Here is an 18508-nt window from a genome sequence, read left to right as displayed (position 1 = left end):
AGGCGGCGGCCCTGGGTCGCGCGGACGTCGTCCGACAGGGCATAGTGGCCGACGGTGTGTACTCGTCGCGGGATTCAGGGGGCCGACTCGAAGGCAACTTGGGACCGTGCGACCGGAAGGCGGTGGACGTGACAACGCACCTACGAGGCCGGATGGTTCAGGCCGGTGCGTTCCTGGCGCTGGTCTGCGGCATCATCGCCGCGGCGCCCACGGTTGCATCCGCGGCACCCCCGACGGTCACCATCAACAGTCTGTCGTCGGGCGACATCCCGTCCGGTGGCAAGACCACCTTGTCGTACACCATCACCAACCGGGTCCCGCCGACGCCGGAGGCGGCGGAGACGGTCACCGTCGTGATCAACGCACCGGGCATGAGCTGCGACCGGTGCAACTTCGACGACACGATCCCGCCCGGCCAGAGCAAGAAGTACACCGCCACGCTGACCGCGGGCAATGTCGAAGCTGGACAGACGCGCACCGTCAACGTCCAGATCAGCGCGACGATCGGTGAGGCCCCCGGCGGAGGCACCGGCAGCGCCGGCCGGGCCATCACGGTTCGCGGCGCCGACAAGCCCAAGACCGTGCGCGAGGTCAGCGGCCGGGTCCGCGACCAGGACGGCAACCCGGTCGCCGGCGCGGCGGTCGGCCTGCAGGACAGCGCCGGCCGGGCACACAACACCACCTCGGGCAACGACGGCCGCTACTCGATCTCCGGCTCGGAGAGCGACCCCATCGCGGTGGGCCGCATCGTCGTCGGCGCCACCAAGCAGGGTTACAACACCACCACGGCCACCGTTCAGGGCAGCGCGGACAAGTCGATCAACGTCCCGCTGACCATCAAGCTGCTGGCCGCACCGACCTCGGCGACCCCGTCGGTCTCCGCCACACCCAGCGCGACCCCGACCGAGGACGTCACCGACGAGGCGACGGAAGCCGCCACGGAGGAGGACACCGCGGCCGCGGCCCTCGACCAGAAGAAGACCTCCGGCGAGGACGACGGCAACGGCTCCCTGCTGTTCATCATCCTCGGCGGCCTGCTGGTCGCCGCGGGCATCGGCGCGATCGTGCTGGTCCTCATGCGCCGCAAGAACGGCGACCCGGACGACCCGGACGGCGTCGGCCCGGGTGGCGTCGTGCCGCCCAGCAGGGGCTTCGGCGCGGCGGACGAGACCCGCGTGGGCGCACCCATGGGCGGCCGGGCGAGCGACGCGACGATGATCGCGCCCCGCTCCGGCGCACCGTCCATCGCGGACGCCCCGACGATGATCCACCACGTGCCGGCGGCCGACCCGGTCGACGAGTTCCCGGACCCGTACGGAGCGCCACTGCCTCAGAACGGTGCGTACAACGCGCCGGGCGGCTACGGCGCCACGGCCGCGGCGGGAGCGGCCGGCGCGGCCGGCACCTACGGAGCGGCGACGCAGTACGGCGGCGCGCCGGTGCCGGCCCAGAGCGGCGGCTACGGCGACGACGACGGCTACGGCGGCGGATACGACGACCCGAACGGGTACGGCGGCCAGGGCGGCTACACCCCGAACGGCGGCCCGCAGCGCTACGACGAGCCCACCGGCATGTACCGCCCCGACCCCAACGGCTTCGAGGAGCCGGCCGGCTACGGCGAGCCCGGATACGACAACGGCTACGGCCAGGGCGGCGGCGACTACGCGGGCGGCGGCCGGCCCGGTCCCGACGACTACGCCGGCCCCGGCCGGGGTGGCGCGTACCAGGCGGGCGGCTACCAGGGCGGCGGCTACGGGCAGGGCGGCGACGACCAGGGCGGCTACGGCTCCTGGGACGACGCCGGCGGCATGGACAGCGGCAACGCGTACGGCCCCCCGGCCGGCGGCGGTGCGTACGGCGCCGGCACCGGCACCTACGGGGCCGGCGGCGCTGCGGGCGGTGGCGCGTACGGCGGCGGTGCCCCCGGCGGCGCGTACGGCGGTGGCGCGTACGGGAACGACCAGGATGCCGGCTACGACGAGGACTACGACCAGCGTGGCGGCGGCACGTACGGCGGCGGCGGTGCGGCGTACGGCGGCGGCGGGGCTCAGCCCGGCGGCGGGACGTACGGCGGCACCTACGGCGGCGGGGCTGCCGGTGGCGCGGCTGGCGCGGGCGGCACGTACGGGGGCGAGCAGGGGCGTCGTGGGGCGCCTCGGCAGCAGCCGGACGGTCCGCAGCAGCCCGGCCCGCGGCGGCCCATCGACTGGATGGACGACTGACAGCCGGGTCGTCCGGTAGATCTGCACCGGCCCTCGCCGATCATGGCGAGGGCCGGTTTTTTCGTGGCTGCCTCGGGCCGGATGCGGGGCTGCTGCGCCTTATCGGTCACTGCCGCCGGGCCGGATTCCGGGCCCCGCGGAATGCAACGCGCGGGCGGACACGGAATGCCCCACGGACGGCCCGGCGCGCAACACCTAGCCCGCGAGCCGACACGGTCTGCGCAACGCGCTAGCTGACGGGGGAATCTGCAAACGCGCGGGCAGACGCGGGGAATGCGCAAACGCGCGGGCAGACGCGGGGAATGCGCAAACGCGCGGGCAGACGCGGGGAATGCGCAAACGCGCGGGCTGGCGCGGAACCTGCAGACACGCGGGCCGGCGCAGTCCCCGGGCGCCGCACTCCGCGGGAAACGGGCCGGGGTCCGAATGCAGAACGCCGCGGCGAGCTGTTGCTCACCGCGGCGTTCACCGCTTGCTGCGTGGATCGGGTCAGGCCTTGGGCTCCGGCTTGTCGGCGCTGCCGTTCCCGGTCAGCTCGGTGTCGGAGGAGGCCGGCGCCGCGTCGGTTTCCTTCGTCGTGGGGGACGGGGCTTCCGCCGGCTTGGCGTCGACGGGGCCGCCCGGCAGCGACGCCGCCGGCTCGTCCTTTGTCGCAGCCTCGGGCTCGCCTGCCGAAGCGTCCTGCGCCGTGGCACCGGCTTCCGACGGCTCCGCCGGCAGCTCGGCAACCTCAGCCGCCGGCCCTTCGGCCGCCGGCCCTTCAACCGCGTCGGAAGCGGAGGCCGCATCGTCCCGCGACGAAGCCGGGTCGCTGATCTCCAGCGTGACCGACCGCCCCGTACCCTCAGCACCGTCGTCACCCGAAGCCGACGACGAAGCCGGGCCGGCGGCCGAAGCCGGGCCGGCGGCCGAAGCCGAAGAAGGAGCAGCGGCCGAAGCCGAAGAAGCAGCTGAGGCCGAAGAAGGAGCCGAACCCGGAGAGGTCGCAACCTCAGGAGCCCGCGAAGCCTCAACCGACGTCGACACCGCCGGCTCCGCGACCGGCGACACCGCGGCCGGGCGGGGGCCGATCTCCGCCGAGCCGCCGAAGAGGTTGCGCATCGTCGAGGTGAAAGCCTCGCGCAGCTCGTCGAGCGGGATGGCGAACTGGCCCTGGATGTCGAGGATCGGGTCCTGCGAGGTCACGCCGATCTGAGTGCAGGACACGCCGTGCTCCGCGGCCAGGGCGGCGAAGGCCTTGTCGTGGCCTCGGGGCACCGCGACCAGGACGCGGCCCGCCGATTCGCTGAAGAGCCAGACGAACGGGGTGGTCGCCTCGTCCTGCTCGGGGAGCGTGACGCGGGCGCCCACGTTGCGGCGGAGGCAGGACTCGACCAGGACCTGGGAGAGACCGCCGTCCGACAGGTCGTGGGCGGCCACGACGTGCTCGCGCTCCGACGCCTGGGCGATGAGCCGGCCGAGCCGCTGCTCGTGGGCCAGGTCCACGGCCGGCGGGCGGCCGCCGAGGTGGCCGTGGGTGACCCACGCCCATTCGGAGCCGGAGAGCTCGCAGCGGGTGTCGCCCAGCAGGAACAGCAGGTCGCCGTCCGAGCTCGGGGGCGGCGGGAAGCCCATCGGTACGCGGCGGGCGACATCCTGCAGCACGCCGAGCACGCCGATCACCGGGGTGGGGTGGATCGCCGCGGCACCCGTCTGGTTGTAGAAGCTCACGTTGCCGCCGGTGACCGGGATGCCGAGCTGCTGGCAGCCGTCGGCGAGACCGCGTACGGCCTCGGCGAACTGCCACATCACGGACGGGTCCTCGGGCGAACCGAAGTTGAGGCAGTCGGTGACGGCCACCGGTTCGGCGCCGGTCACCGCGACGTTGCGGTACGCCTCCGCGAGGCCGAGCTTGGCGCCCTCGTACGGGTCGAGCCGCGCGTACCGGCCGTTGCCGTCGACGGACAGCGCGACCCCGAGGCCGGTCCGCTCGTCGATGCGCAGCACGCCGGCGTCCTCCGGCTGGGCCAGGACGGTGTTGCCGAGCACGTACCGGTCGTACTGCTCGGTGACCCACGTCTTGTCGCAGAGGTTCGGCGAGGCGATCATCCGCAGCACGGTCTCGCGGAGTTCGTCCGCGGTGACCGGGCGCGGCAGCGTCTCGGCGCGGTCGGCCTGCAGCAGGATCAGGTCGCCGGGTTCGCGGATCGGCCGGGCGTAGACCGGGCCGTCGTCGGCGAGCGAGCCGGGCGGCACGTCGACGACCACGTGGTCGTTCCAGGTGATGATCAGGCGGCCGGGCACGCCCGGGTTCTCGCTGGGGGTGACCTCGCCGATGGCGGTGGCCCACACGCCCCACTTCTCGGCGACCGCGAGCACCTGGTCGAGCTTCTCCGGCGCCACGATCAGCAGCATGCGCTCCTGCGACTCGCTGGCCAGGATCTCGGTCGGCGACATCGAGGCCTCGCGCAGCGGCACCCGCTCCAGCCAGACCCGCATGCCGGTGCCGGCCGCGGCGGCGGTCTCGGTGAGTGCGCAGGTCAGGCCCGCGCCGCCGAGGTCCTGGATGCCGACGACCAGGCCGGCGTCGTACAGCTCGAGGCAGCTCTCGATGAGCAGCTTCTCCATGAACGGGTCGCCGACCTGCACCGACGGGCGGCGCTGCTCGGCGCCCTCGTCGAAGGTGGCGGAGGCGAGCACGGAGACGCCGCCGATGCCGTCGCGGCCCGTACGCGCGCCGAGCAGCACGACGACGTTGCCGACGCCGGCCGCCTTGGCGGTCTGCAGCCGCTCGACCGGCAGCACGCCGATGGAGAGCGCGTTGACCAGCGGGTTGCCCTGGTAGCACGGGTCGAAGACGATCTCGCCGCCGATGTTGGGCAGGCCGAGGCAGTTGCCGTACCCGCCGATGCCGGCGACGACGCCGGGCAGCACGCGGGCGGTGTCGGGGTGGTCCGCGGCGCCGAAGCGCAGCGGGTCCATGACCGCGACCGGCCGGGCGCCCATGGCGAGGATGTCGCGCACGATGCCGCCGACGCCGGTCGCCGCGCCCTGGTACGGCTCGACGTAGCTGGGGTGGTTGTGCGACTCGACCTTGAAGGTGACCGCGAGCTCGTCCGAGATCTGCACCACGCCGGCGTTCTCACCGATGCCGGCGAGCATGCGGGTGTTCTTCGGGGCCTTCTCGCCGAACTGGCGCAGGTGCACCTTGCTCGACTTGTACGAGCAGTGCTCGCTCCACATGATCGAATACATCGCGAGCTCGGAGGCGGTGGGGCGGCGTCCGAGGATCTGGCGGATCCGCTCGTACTCGTCGTCCTTGAGCCCGAGCTCGGTGTGCGGCTGCAGCTCGTCCGGCGTGTCGAACGCCTGCTGGACGGTGTCGACCCCACCGAACTCGTTGACCAGCACGTCGGTCGCGGCGAATCCGCTGCGCGTGGCCTGCTGGTTCGGCACCCCGCTCGGCGCCGGCGCGCCGCTGGTCGCGGTGTCGGGCTGGGTGGTCATCGGTGGGCTCCCCCTGTGAGCTGCCCGCCCGCGGCCGTCCCGGCCAGATGCCGCAGGGCGGAGGTGAAGAAGCCGAGGCCGTCGAGCGACGGGCCGGTCAGCGCCTCCACCGCGTGTTCCGGATGCGGCATGATGCCGACCACATTGCCGGCCGCGTTGGTGATCGCGGCGATGTCGCGCTGGGAGCCGTTGGGGTTGCCGCGGGTGTAGCGGGCGACGACCCGGCCCTCGCCCTCCAGCTCGTCGAGCGTCTTCTCGTCGGCGACGAAGCAGCCCTCGCCGTTCTTCACCGGGATCAGGATCTCCTGACCCTCGCTGAAGGCGTTGGTCCAGGCCGTGGCCGTGGCGCCGACGCGCAGGTACTGGTCGCGGTTACGGAAGTGCAGATGCTGGTTGCGGGTCAGCGCCCCGGGCAGCAGGTGCGCCTCGCAGAGGATCTGGAAGCCGTTGCAGATGCCGAGGACCGGCATACCACCCCGGGCGGCGTCGGCGACGGTCTCCATGACCGGCGCGAACCGGGCGATGGCGCCGCACCGAAGCGCGTCGCCGTACGAGAAACCGCCCGGGAGGACGACGGCGTCGACGCCGTGGATGTCCTCGTCGCCATGCCAGAGGCGGACGGCCTCGCCGCCGGCGATGCGGACAGCACGGGCCGCGTCGCCGTCGTCCAGGGATCCGGGGAAGGTGACGATTCCGATCCGCATGGTCACGCGCTCGTCTGCGCGGCGGCGGGCTCGTCGACCCGGAGCGTGAAGTCCTCGATCACGGGGTTGGCGAGCAGCTTGTCAGCGATCTCGCGGGCGGTTTCGAGGTCGGCTTCACCGGCGAACTCGATCTCGATGCGGCGTCCGATGCGAACGGAGGAGACCTCGCTCACGCCGAGCCGCGGCAGTGCGTTCGCGACTGCCTGGCCCTGCGGATCGAGGATCTCCGGCTTGAGCATGACGTCGACGACGACGCGAGCCACGGGCACTCCTGACTGTAGGCGCGCAGTTGGGTGGCCCTCTAAGGGGCGAGCACGCGAAGCCTACCTTGTACGGCCGCCGATCGACCCATCGGCCGGTGTCGGCAGGCCGACGGCCAGCGCGCTGAGCAGGGCATCTCGACGGTGATCTCGAACACGCGCCCCGGACGGTACGCGACCGGGTGATCACGGGAGGCGACGACGCCCCATCTCACGGTGATAGGTGCCAATTGAAGTCTTGTCCCGCGGCAGCGAGAACTTTAACGTTCGGTCACCACTTCGATGTATTCCCCCGCATCGATGACATCGGAAGGAGCCCGGCGTGCGCATCCGCATCGCTGTCGCCTCTCTGGCCACCGCCCTGACCGGCGTGCTGGCCGTACCCGCCGCCGCCCAAGCCGCCGACGACGGACCCCAGCAGATCATCGGCGGCAGCACCGTCTCCTCGGCCCCCTGGGTCGCGGCCGTCTTCAGCAACGGCAGCTTCACCTGCTCCGGCACGATCATCTCGGCCAACTACGTGCTCACCGCACGGCACTGCATCAGCGGCACGATGTCGGTGCGCGTGGGCAGCGTGAGCCGCTCGTCCGGTGGCGTGACGCGGACCGTCTCGTCCACGACGACCCGCAACGACCTCGCGCTGATGCGCCTCAGCAGCTCGGTCTCCACGTCCTACATGCCGCTGGCGAGCTCGAACCCGCCGGTCGGCTCGACGAACTCGATCTACGGCTGGGGCCAGACCTGCTACAGCGGCTGCGGCGCCTCCGCGACTCTCAAGACCGCCACCGTCCGCGTGTCCAGCACCAACGTCACCGACGCCTACGGCGGTCAGGCCATCCGCAGCACGGCGATCAGCGGGGCGGCCTGGCGCGGCGACTCCGGCGGCCCCGAGGTCTACAACGGCGCGCAGGTCGGCGTCGCCTCGACCGCCGACGGCCAGAGCATCCAGAACTACGGCAGCGTCGCGTACAACCGCAGCTGGATCTCCCAGGTGGCGGGCGTCTAGAAGATCAAGAGCTTGATGTCGTAGCCCGGTGGGTGGTGCTGACCGCAACTCCCGTCGAGGCCGGGGCCGGGGCCCAGCATTCGCTGGCCCTGGCCCCTTCATTCTGCGTGCGTGGCGAAGATCAACTACAGGATCGGCGCGGGCGCGTAACCCGCCGCCTCCGGGTGCGCGGCGACGATCTCCGCCACCCGCGCGGCCACGGCCTCGACCTGCGCGGGAGCAGCCCCGACGAACGCCGCCCGATCGGCGACCAGCGCGTCGATCTCGGCGCGGGACAGCTGCAGCCGCCCGTCCGCGGCGAGCCGGTCGAACAGATCGTTCTCGGCGATGCCCTTCTCACGCATGGCGAGCGCCACCCCGACCGCGTGCTCCTTGATGACCTCGTGCGCCACCTCGCGCCCCACGCCCTTGCGCACGGCCGCGACGAGGATCTTCGTGGTGGCGAGGAACGGCAGGAACCGGTCCAGCTCCCGCGCGATGACAGCCGGGTATGCCCCGAACTCGTCGAGCACGGTCAGGAACGTCTGGAACAGCCCGTCGGCGGCGAAGAACGCGTCCGGCAGGGCCACCCGGCGGACGACCGAGCAGGAGACGTCGCCCTCGTTCCACTGGTCGCCGGCCAGCTCACCGACCATCGACAGGTAGCCGCGGACGATCACCGCGAGCCCGTTGACCCGTTCCGACGAGCGGGTGTTCATCTTGTGCGGCATCGCCGACGAGCCCACCTGGCCCGGCTTGAAGCCCTCGGTCACCAGCTCCTGGCCGACCATCAGCCGGATCGTGGTGGCCAGCGACGACGGGCCCGCGACGACCTGCGCCAGCGCCGACACCACGTCGAAGTCCAGCGAGCGCGGGTACACCTGACCCACGCTGGTGAGCACGCGCTCGAAGCCGAGGTGCTGGGCGACCTTGCGCTCCAGCTCGGCGAGCTTGCCGGCGTCACCGTCGAGCAGGTCCAGCTGGTCGGCGGCCGTACCGACCGGACCCTTCACGCCCCGCAACGGATAACGGGCGATCAGGTCGTCGAGGCGCTCGTACGCGATCAGCAGCTCCTCGGCGGCGCTCGCGAACCGCTTGCCGAGCGTGGTGGCCTGCGCGGCGACGTTGTGCGACCGGCCGGTCATGACGAGATCGCTGTGCTCGACCGCCCGCTCGGTCAGCCGCGCGAGCGTGGCGACGACCCGGCCGCGGATCAGCTCGAGCGACGCGCGGATCTGCAACTGCTCGACGTTCTCGGTGAGGTCCCGCGAGGTCATGCCCTTGTGGATGTGCTCGTGCCCGGCGAGCGCGCTGAACTCCTCGATCCGCGCCTTCACGTCGTGCCGGGTGACCCGCTCGCGCTCGGCGATGCTCGCCAGATCGACGTCGTCGACGACCCGCTCGTACGCCTCCACGACCCCGTCCGGAACCGCGATCCCCAGATCCCGCTGGGCACGCAGCACGGCGAGCCACAGCCGCCGCTCCATCCGGATCTTCTCCTCCGGCGACCACAGGGCGACAAGGTCGGCGGAGGCATAGCGGCTGGCGAGGACGTTCGGGATGCTCACGAGGCCGATTCTTCCATGGACGTCGCTGCGGGCTCCGAGGCGCTCGCCCGGGTGAAAGCCGCCACCGATCAGCGATCGCTGCAGGCTCCGGGACGCTCGATCGGGGCTCCACGGCCATCCGGCCATCGCTGCGGGGTTCTCAAGCGCCCAGCCGGGCACCGCCGTCACCATCAGGGCATCGCTGCCCTCCCCGGGGCACCGCCGTGGTCATCCGGGGTGAGACGGGGCTCACTTCGAAGCCCTCCCTCGGAGGTTGAGAGACTGCACGGCGACGCGGTAATCGCTAGGGTTACTCGTGAGTAGGTCTGGCGCTCATCCCGAAAGGTCCACGATGACTGAATTCAGCCCCGAGTCGCTCGCCTCGATCGGTCCGAAGGAGTTCGCCCAGCTGGTGAAGTCCACCCCGGACTCGAAGATCACCGAGGCCATGGGCTCCGACAGCCGCAGCAAGATCCTGGACGAGGTCTTCGGCCGGATGCCCACGCTCTTCCGCGCGGACCGGGCCGGCGCCACCCAGGCGGTCATCCACTGGAACATCACGGGCGGCCCGGGCGGCACCACGGACACGTACGAGACGGTGATCGAGAACGGTGCCTGCACCGTGACCAACCAGCCGGTCCGCGAGCCCAAGCTCGCCATGACGATGGACCCGCTCACCTTCCTCAAGGTGGTCTCCGGCGACGGCAACCCGATGATGATGTTCATGACCGGCAAGATCAAGGCGAAGGGCGACCTCGGCCTGGCGGCCCAGGTGGCCAAGCTCTTCGACATCCCGAAGAGCTGACCCACCGCAAGGCCCTCCGGCACGAGTAACCCCCGGACGCCGGCCCGGTCGCTCCGCGCAGAAGCGCGAGGCCATCCGAGCCGGCGTTCGGCGTGCCGGGAGTGGAGCCCGCTTCCGCGGCGGGCCCGGGCAATCGAGCCCGCGCTCGGCGCGCCAGAGCAATCGAGGCCGCGCTCGGCGCGCCAGAGCAATCGAGGCCGCGCTCGGCGCGCCAGAGCAATCGAGGCCGCGCTCGGCGCGCCAGAGCGTGCGCTCGGCGCGCTCAGAGCTTGATGCGGCCCTCGACGGCGGCGAGCGCGATGTCCGTGCGGTGGTGCGAGCCTTCCAGCTTCACGCCCGCCACCAGGTCGTACGCCGCCGCGCGGGCAGCCGCCAGGTCGGAGCCCGTCGCGGTCACGCTCAGCACCCGGCCGCCCGAGGACACCAGGGCGCCGTCCGCGCGCCGGGCCGTGCCCGCGTGGATGACGCCGGGGCGCTCGCCGCCCTCGATGACGTCGCCGGTCCGGGGCGTACCCGGGTAGTTGTGGCCGGCCACGACGACCGTGACCGCCGCGCCCTCGTGCCAGCGCAGGGGTGGGAAGTCGGCCAGCGTGCCGGTGGCTGCGGCGTTGAGCAGTTCGCCCAGCGGCGAGGCCAGCAGCGCCAGCACGACCTGGGTCTCCGGGTCGCCGAAGCGGGCGTTGAACTCGATGACCTTCGGGCCGCCACTGGTGAGCGCGAGCCCCACGTACAGCAGGCCGGCGAACGGGGTGCCGCGCTTGCGCATCTCCGCCAGCGTCGGCCCGACCGTCTCGGTCATCACCCGCTCGACCAGGTCGGCGGGCGCCCAGGGCAGCGGCGCATACGCCCCCATGCCGCCCGTGTTCGGCCCCTCGTCCCCGTCGGCGACACGCTTGAAGTCCTGCGCCGGCATCAGCGGAACCGCGGCCGTGCCGTCGGTGACCACGAAGAGCGACACTTCGGGTCCGTCGAGGAACTCCTCGATCACCACGCGGCCGCATTCCCCGGCGTGCTGCGTCGCGACCGGGAGCGAGTCGGTCACCACGACGCCCTTGCCCGCTGCGAGGCCGTCGTTCTTCACCACATACGGCGGGCCGAACTCCTTGAGCGCGGCGCCCACCTCGTCGGGGGTCGTGCAGGTGTAGGCGCGGCCGGTCGGCACGCCCGCCGCCGCCATCACGTCCTTGGCGAACGCCTTCGAGCCCTCCAGCTGCGCGGCGGCGGCGCTGGGGCCGAAGCAGGCGATGCCCTTGGCGCGCACGGCATCGGCGACGCCCGCGACCAGCGGCGCCTCCGGGCCGACCACGACCAGGTCGGCGCCGACCTCGACGGCCAACGCGGCGACCGCCTCGGGGTCCGTGGCCTTCACATCACGCAGCGTCGCCACCGAGGCGATGCCGGGGTTGCCGGGAGCCGCGATGAGCTCCTCCACCGCGGGGTCGGCGGCCAGGCCGACAGCGAGGGCGTGCTCACGCCCACCGGATCCGATCAGAAGTACGCGCACGCCGCAGATCCTACGGGCCGCCGTGGATCGAGCTGACGGTCGTCCACAGGTCCACTTTGCACGCGGTGCGACCCCCGGATGACGCCCTGTGGATAACCTCCCTAGCCTGTGGATAACCGGTCCGACCTGTGGACAACCCGGCCGCGGCCTGGGACGGCGTCGCGTAAACTTCGGCAGTACCCGGGCCTCTCCGCGTACGACGTGTTTCAACGGAAGGCGTCATCAAGTGCCGGTGATCGTGTTGGTCGGCGCCCAGTGGGGCGACGAGGGCAAGGGCAAGGCGACGGACCTGCTGGGCGACCGGCTGGACTACGTGGTCAAGTTCAACGGCGGCAACAACGCCGGCCACACCGTGGTGATCGAGGGCGAGAAGTACGCCCTGCACCTGCTCCCCAGCGGCATCCTCACCCCCGGCGTGACCCCGGTGATCGGCAACGGCGTGGTGGTCGACCTGGCCGTGCTGTTCGAAGAACTCGACGCCCTCCAGGCGCGCGGCCTCGACACCTCCCGCCTGCGGATCAGCGCCAACGCGCACGTCATCGCCTCGTACAACCGGTCGCTGGACAAGGTGAGCGAGCGGTTCCTCGGTGCGCGGCGCATCGGCACGACCGGCCGCGGCATCGGCCCGACGTATGCGGACAAGATGAACCGCCTCGGCGTGCGCATCCAGGACCTGTTCGACGAGTCGATCCTCCGGCAGAAGGTCGAAGCGGCGCTGTCCTTCAAGAACCAGGTGCTGTCGAAGATCTACAACCGCAGTGCGATCAAACCCGACGAGGTGATCGCTGAGCTGCTGTCGTACACGGAACGGCTCCGGCCGATGGTGGGCGACACCGCCCTGGAGCTGTCGCAGGCGATCGACGAAGGCAAGGTCGTGCTCTGCGAGGCCGGCCAGGCGACGCTGCTCGACGTCGACCACGGCACGTACCCGTTCGTGACCAGCTCCAACGCCACGGCCGGCGGGGCCTGCACCGGCTCGGGCATCCCGCCCACCCGCGTCGACCGGGTGGTCGCGGTGCTCAAGGCGTTCACCAGCCGCGTCGGCGAGGGCCCGTTCCCCACCGAGCTGCACGACAAGACCGGCGACTACCTGCGCGAGGTCGGCCACGAGTACGGCACCACCACGGGCCGCCCGCGCCGCATCGGCTGGCTCGACCTGGTGATGGGCCGGTACGCGCAGCGCATCAACGGGGTCACCGACTTCGTGCTGACCAAGTTGGACAATTACGACGGACTGGACGAGATCGAGGTCTGCGTCGCGTACGAGGTGAACGGCGTACGGCACGACGAGATGCCGGTCAGCCAGTCGGACTTCCACCACGCCGTACCGATCTACGAGACGCTCCCCGGCTGGAAGAAGGACATCAGCGGCGCGCGCCACTTCGACGAGCTGCCGGAGAACGCGCAGCGCTTCGTCGAGTTCGTGGAGAGCCGCATCGGGGCCCGCATCTCGGTCGTCGGCGTCGGCCCGGGCCGCGAAGAGGTCATCGAGCGCCACCCCATCCTCAGCGAGACCCGGCGATGACGGGCGAGGGCTGAATCGTGTACGACGTGATTCTGCTCAGCCTCGCGGAGAGCTCCGGCGCGGCCGGCGGCGCCTGCGGTTCGGCGTGCGGCGGGTGCGATTCCGCCGAGAAGGAGACCTGCGAGACGCCGCGCGTGCCGGTGCTGAAGTGCGCCGACGCGCTCACCGAGGCGGGCGCCCGGGTCGAGACCGTGGTGGCCTCGTCCGACGCCGAGATCGATGCCGTCATCGCACGGTTCGACGCTGAGGCCCGTACCGATGGATTGGCCTGGCCCGACGCGGACAGCAAGCTGCGCCTGATCGTCGCGACCGCGACCGACGGGCAGTTGCGGGCCGTCATGCGACGGCTGGTCCGGCGGTACGCGCCGCCGCCGAGCAAGCGGCCGGCCGACCTGGCGGACAACCGTACGGTTCCGGATCTGCCGCCCGTGGCGATCCTGCCGCTGGACCCCGGCAACAACGCGGACCTGGCCGCCCAGCTCGGGCTGCCCCGGGATCCGGCGGAGGTGGCCGCGGCGGTCCTGGCCGGCAAGGTGCGCCGCCTCGACCTGCTGCGCAACGACGGCGGATCGGTCACTGTGGACGGTGCGCTGGTCGGCGGGGTGGACGAGTCCGGCCGGGCCGTGCCGTGGCGCGGACGGGTCGAGGTCGACGACGCGGTGCTGTCCGACGGCTCCGAGGGGATCATCGCCTGCGCGATCGGCAACGCGGGCGCCTACGCGGAGTTCGACGGGCTGCGACTGCTCGCCGACGGCGATCCGACCGACGGCCGGGTCGAAGTCGCGGTGGCGGTTCCGGTCGTGGTCAAACAGCGTTTCAAGAAGCCCCGCGTACGCGTGGAAGTGCGCCGAGCCCGCGGCCGAGCGGTGTCGGTGCTGCCGCGCGACGGTGAACTGCAGTTCCTCGACGACGGCGTCGGCGGATCGATGAACCGCAAACGTTCATGGTGGACCGAGCCCGGCGCCTGGGCGGTGTACGCAGCATGAGCGTCTGTGCGAGGCTGAAGTAGCACGCAGGTACGAAACCGTTTTACGGGGAGGTCGCATCCGTGGAGGACGAGAACGCCGACCGCGTCTACGTCCCGGGCACGAACGGCTCACCACCCGACCGGGACGTCGAACCGTTCTGGCCGCCGGAGGAGTTGAGCGCTCCGGTGCACGGTGGCAGGCCGGTGCCGCACGAGGCTTCGCCGGCATTCCCGCTCCCGTCACCCCCGGCGCCGCCGCACCAGGGCGAGGCCGCGGTCTACCGGCCGGTGGACCGCCCCGCGCCCACCCCGCCGGGCTACCAGGCACCGGTGCCCCCGGGCCCGGCACCCGCCCCGGCGCCGCGCCTTCCGGTGCAACCACCCGGCCCCGACGCCACCGGGCGGCCATGGTCGCAGCCCACGCCGGCACCCGAGTCCGGCCACTTCTCCGCGTCGGCGTCCGTTTCATCCGGCGCTGCCGCACCCGGTCCACCGCCGGCCGCTGCCGATTCCCCGTCGAGCGCTGGCCAGTCTTCCGGCCCGGCAACCACCGGTCCGGATCCAAGCTTGTTCCGGGGCGCGGTGGCGCAGCCGGGGCCGAACCTCTCCGCCTGGTCGGCGGGAGCCCGATCCGCGGAGGCCGCAGCCCGGTCCGGTGACGCGACCGGTCAGAACGCCGTCCGGAACGGGCAGAACCCCGAGCCGAACAAGCAGGCCACGGCAGGCGGCGCGCCGGCCGGGACACCCGCAGCTCAGACCGGCCCGCACGCCTCTCAGACGGGCACGCCTGCAGCTCAGACGGGCACACCCGCCTCTCAGAGCGGCACGCCCGCCTCTCAGACCGGCACGCCCGCTGGGACCCACGCCGCTCAGGTGGGGACGCCCCCAGCTCAGCCGGGGATGTCGGCCGCGCCGGCCGGGACCTCGGCCGCATCGGCCGCGCCGGCCGGGACCTCGGCCGCATCGGCTGGGGCGTCGGCACCGCAGGCCGGGACGCCGGCAGCATCGGCCGCGCCGGCCGGGACGTCAGCACCGCGGGGCGGGACGGCTGGGGATGCCGCTCAGCAGCCGCCGTCGGCGGATTCGCCGTGGGCACAGCCGCCGGCCCGGCCTATCCCGCCCATTGCAGACAAAGCAGAAAAAGCGGATCAGCAACCCGGTTCGCCCGGACAACTGCCCCAGCGCACCCGCTCGAGTGGCAGCGCGAGCGTGCCGGCCAGGCAGAGCGCTGACGAGCCCGAGCCGGACACGTCCGGGGCCGTGTACCGGCCGGGGCCGGTCACCGCGGGCACCCCCCGCGCGCAGGTGCCGAACCAGCCGATCCCGCCGCAGCCCGGCCCGGCCGTGCCGCCCCAATCCGGACCGGTCATGCCGCCCCAATCCGGACCGGTCATGCCGCCCCAGTCCGGCCCGGCCCCGCACGTGGCGCCGCCAACGCAGCCGGGCCCGGGACCGCACGGCGCCCCGACGCCGCAGCAGCCTGGCCCGGGTCCCCAGGTCGTGCCGCCCCAGTCCGGCCCCGGTCCGCAGGCCGCGCCGACGCAGCCCGGCCCAGGACCGCGCGCCATGTCACCGCAGCCGGGACCCGGTCCGCACCTCACACCACCCCAGCCGGGACCTCAGCACGGCGGTCAGCCCGGCCCCCAGCACGGCGGTCAGCCCGGCCCCTACCCCGGCCCGGTGCCCCCGCAACCGATCCCTCCGGCCCAAGGCCAGGCCCCACAGCACCCAGGCCCGCAGCAACCCGGACCGCACCAGCCCGGCCCTCAGCACCCCGGCCCTCAGCACCCCGGCCCCCAGCACCCCGGACCGCAGCAGCCGAACCCGTACCAGCCCGGGCCCCCAGCACCCTGGACGGGCAACGGCCAGCCCCCGCGGCCCGTTGCGGGGCCGTACCCGCCGGCCGTCGTGCCGCCGCACGGCACTGAGCAGGCGCCCGGGCCGAATCCTCCGCCGGTCGATCCGTACCAGCAATTGCCGTGGGTTTCCGACGGGACGCCGACCGCCGAGGAGTTCGCGCGGCGGCGGCTGGCCAAGCCGGCCGAGCCGGTGGCGACCATGGGTGCCCGGGCGATTCTGCAGAAGGGCACGATGGGCCTGGTCCGGCTGGCGCCGGGCAAGCGCGAGCAGGAGTACAAGCAGGACGTCGAGATGGTCCGGCGCAACTTCGGCGGGCTGCGGCAGGTGACCGTGGTCAACCCGAAGGGCGGCGCCGGCAAGACCGTGGCCGTGCTGCTGCTGGCCATGACGTTCGGGCAGAAGCGCGGCGGGTACGTGCTGGCCTGGGACAACAACGAGACCCAGGGCACGCTCGGCATGCGGGCGCAGCAGGACTTCCATGCGCGTACGGTCCGCGACATGATGCGGGACCTGCACCTGTTCCGTGGGTCGCACGGACGGGTGGGCGATCTGTCCCAGTATGTGCGCGCGCAGGGCGAGGGCATGTTCGACGTGCTCGCATCCGACGAGTCCGCGACCGCCGGTGAGATGCTCACGGCCAGTGCGTTCGCCGAGATCCGGGAGATCGTCAGCCGGTTCTACAAGCTGATCTTCGTGGACACCGGGAACAACGTACGGGCGCAGAACTGGCAGGCGGCCATGGACGCCACCGACCAGCTGGTGATCACCATGTCGGCCCGTAACGACTCGGCGGAGACCGCGGCGCGCATGCTCGACCACCTGGAGCAGAGCGGCCGGCAGCGGCTCGTGCGGCAGGCGGTGAGCGTCGTGACGATGCCGCCGACCCGCAAAGACATCGACCTGCCGGCGATCCAACGGCACTTCGCGGCGCGGACCCGCGCGGTGCTGCTGGCGCCGTACGAGAAGCTCATCGACTCGGGTGAACCGCTGCGCTACGGGCAGCTCTCCAGCGGCACGCGCGACTCCTGGCTGAAGATCGCGGCCGCGGTCGCGGAAGGTCTGTAGAACGGGCCAGGCCGCGCTGCGGCCTGGCCCGAACGTGTCAGGAGAGGGCGTCGGCCGCGGCCGGGTCGCTGTCGCGCAGGAACTGGGCGCAGCGGGCCGCCTCGTCGGCCTCGCCGATCTCCGCGGCGGCCAGCGACAGGCTGTGCAGGCAGCGCAGGAAGCCCTGGTTGGGTTCGTGCGACCAGGGCACCGGGCCGTGCCCCTTCCAGCCGTTGCGGCGCAGCGCGTCGAGGCCGCGGTGGTAGCCGGTGCGGGCGTACGCGTACGCGGTGACGGCCTGCTTCTCGGCGAGCGCGAGCTCGGCGAGGGCCGCCCAGCCGCCGCTGTACGCCGGGAACCGCGCGGCCACCTCCTTGTACGCGTCGGCGGTGCCGGTGGTCGCCGCTTCGGCGAGCGCTCGGTCGGCTGGCTCGTCGGCGGGCAGGCGCGTCGCCGGAGGCTCGGGGAGGAGATTCTGCATGACCACATTCAACCCGGAGCCGCCGAGATCATTCCTGGCGGATCCCGATCAGTCCCACCCGCGACCCGGAAACCCGCAGCGGCCGACCGATCAGCCCACGCGTCACTCAGAGGCGCCGCCGGTCAGTCCCAAGCGTCACCCAGGGCACGCAGCCGGTCGGCGTACTCGATGCGCCCGCTCCACGCTTCGGGCCAGGCCGCCATGCCCAGCGCCGCGCCCGCGAATGCGCCGGCCAGGCAGGCGATCGAGTCGGAGTCGCCGGACGAGGCCGCCCCGCGCCCGAGTACCGCCACCGGGTCGTGCGGCGAGATCAGGTAGCAGTACAGGGCTGTGGCCAGCGCTTCTTCGGCGATCCAGCCTTCGCCCGTGGCCAGGCACGGGTCCCCGCCGACGTCGCCGCGGCGCAGGGCCGTCTCGACCCGGGCCAGCGCGGCGTCCGTTTCTGCCCAGCCGACCGCGATGAACGCCTGAGGGTCCGAAGCGCCCGAGCGTCGCCAGAGGTCACCGAGCCAGTCCTCGCGGTAGTGCTGCCCGACGCAGCGTGCCCGGAGGGCCGGGAGAAGATCATGAGGATCAAGACCGTCGGCGAGCCACCGTACGGTCAGAGCGGTCAGTTCGCTGGCAGCCAGCCCGGTCGGGTGACCGTGGGTGAGCCCGGCCTGCAGCTGGGCCGCACCGGCGCGCTGGTCCTCGGTCAGCCCCGGCGCCAGGCCCAGCGGGGTGACCCGCATGTTCGCCCCGCACCCCTTCGAGTGGATCTGCGACGCGTCCTGCCACCGCTTGCCGTCGGCCAGCTCGGCGCACGCGCGCAGGCACGTCATGCCGGGCGCACGGTTGTTGTCCGGGCTGGCGGCCCAGTCGAGGAAGGCCTTCCGCAGCACCGGCTCGTAGCCTTCCGGGGTGAGCTGCGGCGCCGCGCCCAGGGCTTCGCCGACCGCCAGCATCATCTGCGTGTCGTCGGTCACCAGCGCCGGTTCGCCGGTCAGCTCCTGCGGCCCCTGCGCGCCGTAGCGCGCGACGATCGTCGCGTAGTCCTGGAACTCAGTGGGCTTGCCGAGCGAGTCCCCGTACGCGAGTCCGAACAACGATCCCGACGCGTTTCGCACGGTGGCTACCCT

The 18508-nt window shown here is 72.6% G+C and carries 12 protein-coding genes and 1 pseudogene; 6 read left to right on the top strand and 7 right to left on the bottom strand.

Annotated features, from left to right (window positions below):
• The first annotated feature begins 152 nt into the window (after positions 1-152).
• Positions 153-2222: a carboxypeptidase-like regulatory domain-containing protein gene (locus IT780_RS21430; protein WP_199513381.1), complete on the top strand. Its 2070-nt coding sequence runs from the start codon at positions 153-155 to the stop codon at positions 2220-2222.
• Between the two features lie 927 nt (positions 2223-3149).
• On the opposite strand, the pseudogene purL reads toward IT780_RS21430, so the two are convergent.
• From purL to purS, 3 genes and pseudogenes are all read right to left on the bottom strand, one after another.
• Positions 3150-5708, bottom strand: a pseudogene (purL, locus tag IT780_RS21425) (phosphoribosylformylglycinamidine synthase subunit PurL); the annotation flags it as partial.
• On the bottom strand, positions 5705-6418 hold the full coding sequence (purQ, locus tag IT780_RS21420) for a phosphoribosylformylglycinamidine synthase subunit PurQ (RefSeq protein WP_199513379.1): 714 nt from the start codon (positions 6416-6418) through the stop codon (positions 5705-5707). The pseudogene purL and the gene purQ, both read right to left, overlap by 4 nt.
• Positions 6415-6675: a phosphoribosylformylglycinamidine synthase subunit PurS gene (gene purS / locus IT780_RS21415; protein WP_199513378.1), complete on the bottom strand. Its 261-nt coding sequence runs from the start codon at positions 6673-6675 to the stop codon at positions 6415-6417. The genes purQ and purS overlap by 4 nt, the downstream gene beginning before the upstream one ends.
• Positions 6676-6994: 319 nt before the next feature.
• Between purS and IT780_RS21410 the strand changes: the two genes are divergently transcribed.
• A complete protein-coding gene (locus IT780_RS21410) occupies positions 6995-7678 on the top strand; it encodes a S1 family peptidase (RefSeq protein ID WP_199513377.1) in 684 nt (227 codons plus the stop codon).
• Between the two features lie 125 nt (positions 7679-7803).
• Here IT780_RS21410 and purB read toward each other — a convergent pair whose 3' ends face one another.
• Positions 7804-9225 carry an adenylosuccinate lyase gene (purB, locus tag IT780_RS21405; protein WP_199513376.1) on the bottom strand — a complete coding sequence of 474 codons (1422 nt, stop codon included), beginning with the start codon at positions 9223-9225 and terminating at the stop codon, positions 7804-7806.
• 331 nt (positions 9226-9556) lie between these two features.
• Here purB and IT780_RS21400 point away from each other — a divergent pair, with 331 nt between their 5' ends.
• Entirely contained in the window at positions 9557-10009 is a 453-nt protein-coding gene (locus IT780_RS21400) for an SCP2 sterol-binding domain-containing protein (protein ID WP_199513375.1), read from the top strand.
• A gap of 262 nt (positions 10010-10271) precedes the next feature.
• Here the strand turns inward: IT780_RS21400 and purD are convergent, their stop codons facing one another.
• Entirely contained in the window at positions 10272-11513 is a 1242-nt protein-coding gene (gene purD, locus IT780_RS21395; protein WP_199513374.1) for a phosphoribosylamine--glycine ligase, read from the bottom strand.
• Positions 11514-11739: 226 nt separating this feature from the next.
• Here purD and IT780_RS21390 point away from each other — a divergent pair, with 226 nt between their 5' ends.
• The 3 genes from IT780_RS21390 (at position 11740) to IT780_RS21380 (ending at position 16930) form a co-directional block, all read left to right on the top strand.
• Complete coding sequence (locus tag IT780_RS21390) at positions 11740-13038, top strand: adenylosuccinate synthase (RefSeq protein ID WP_199513373.1); 1299 nt, start codon at positions 11740-11742, stop codon at positions 13036-13038.
• Between the two features lie 17 nt (positions 13039-13055).
• The gene (locus IT780_RS21385) at positions 13056-14024 is read left to right on the top strand and encodes a diacylglycerol kinase family protein (RefSeq protein WP_199513372.1); all 969 of its coding nucleotides are present in this window, start codon (positions 13056-13058) and stop codon (positions 14022-14024) included.
• A gap of 1094 nt (positions 14025-15118) precedes the next feature.
• Positions 15119-16930: a MinD/ParA family ATP-binding protein gene (locus tag IT780_RS21380; protein WP_199513445.1), complete on the top strand. Its 1812-nt coding sequence runs from the start codon at positions 15119-15121 to the stop codon at positions 16928-16930.
• 37 nt (positions 16931-16967) lie between these two features.
• Here the strand turns inward: IT780_RS21380 and IT780_RS21375 are convergent, their stop codons facing one another.
• Both IT780_RS21375 and IT780_RS21370 read right to left on the bottom strand, forming a co-directional pair.
• On the bottom strand, positions 16968-17390 hold the full coding sequence (locus IT780_RS21375) for a DUF3151 domain-containing protein (RefSeq protein WP_199513371.1): 423 nt from the start codon (positions 17388-17390) through the stop codon (positions 16968-16970).
• 122 nt (positions 17391-17512) lie between these two features.
• Positions 17513-18496 (bottom strand): ADP-ribosylglycohydrolase family protein, encoded by a 984-nt coding sequence (locus IT780_RS21370; protein WP_199513370.1) that lies wholly within the window; start codon positions 18494-18496, stop codon positions 17513-17515.
• Between the last annotated feature and the right edge of the window lie 12 nt (positions 18497-18508).

The sequence above is a fragment of the Nucisporomicrobium flavum genome (assembly GCF_016464385.1).
Lineage (GTDB): Bacteria > Actinomycetota > Actinomycetes > Mycobacteriales > Micromonosporaceae > Actinoplanes > Actinoplanes flavus_A.
Note: the sequence above shows the minus strand (reverse complement) of the source record. Positions and strands in the feature narration are given on the sequence as shown.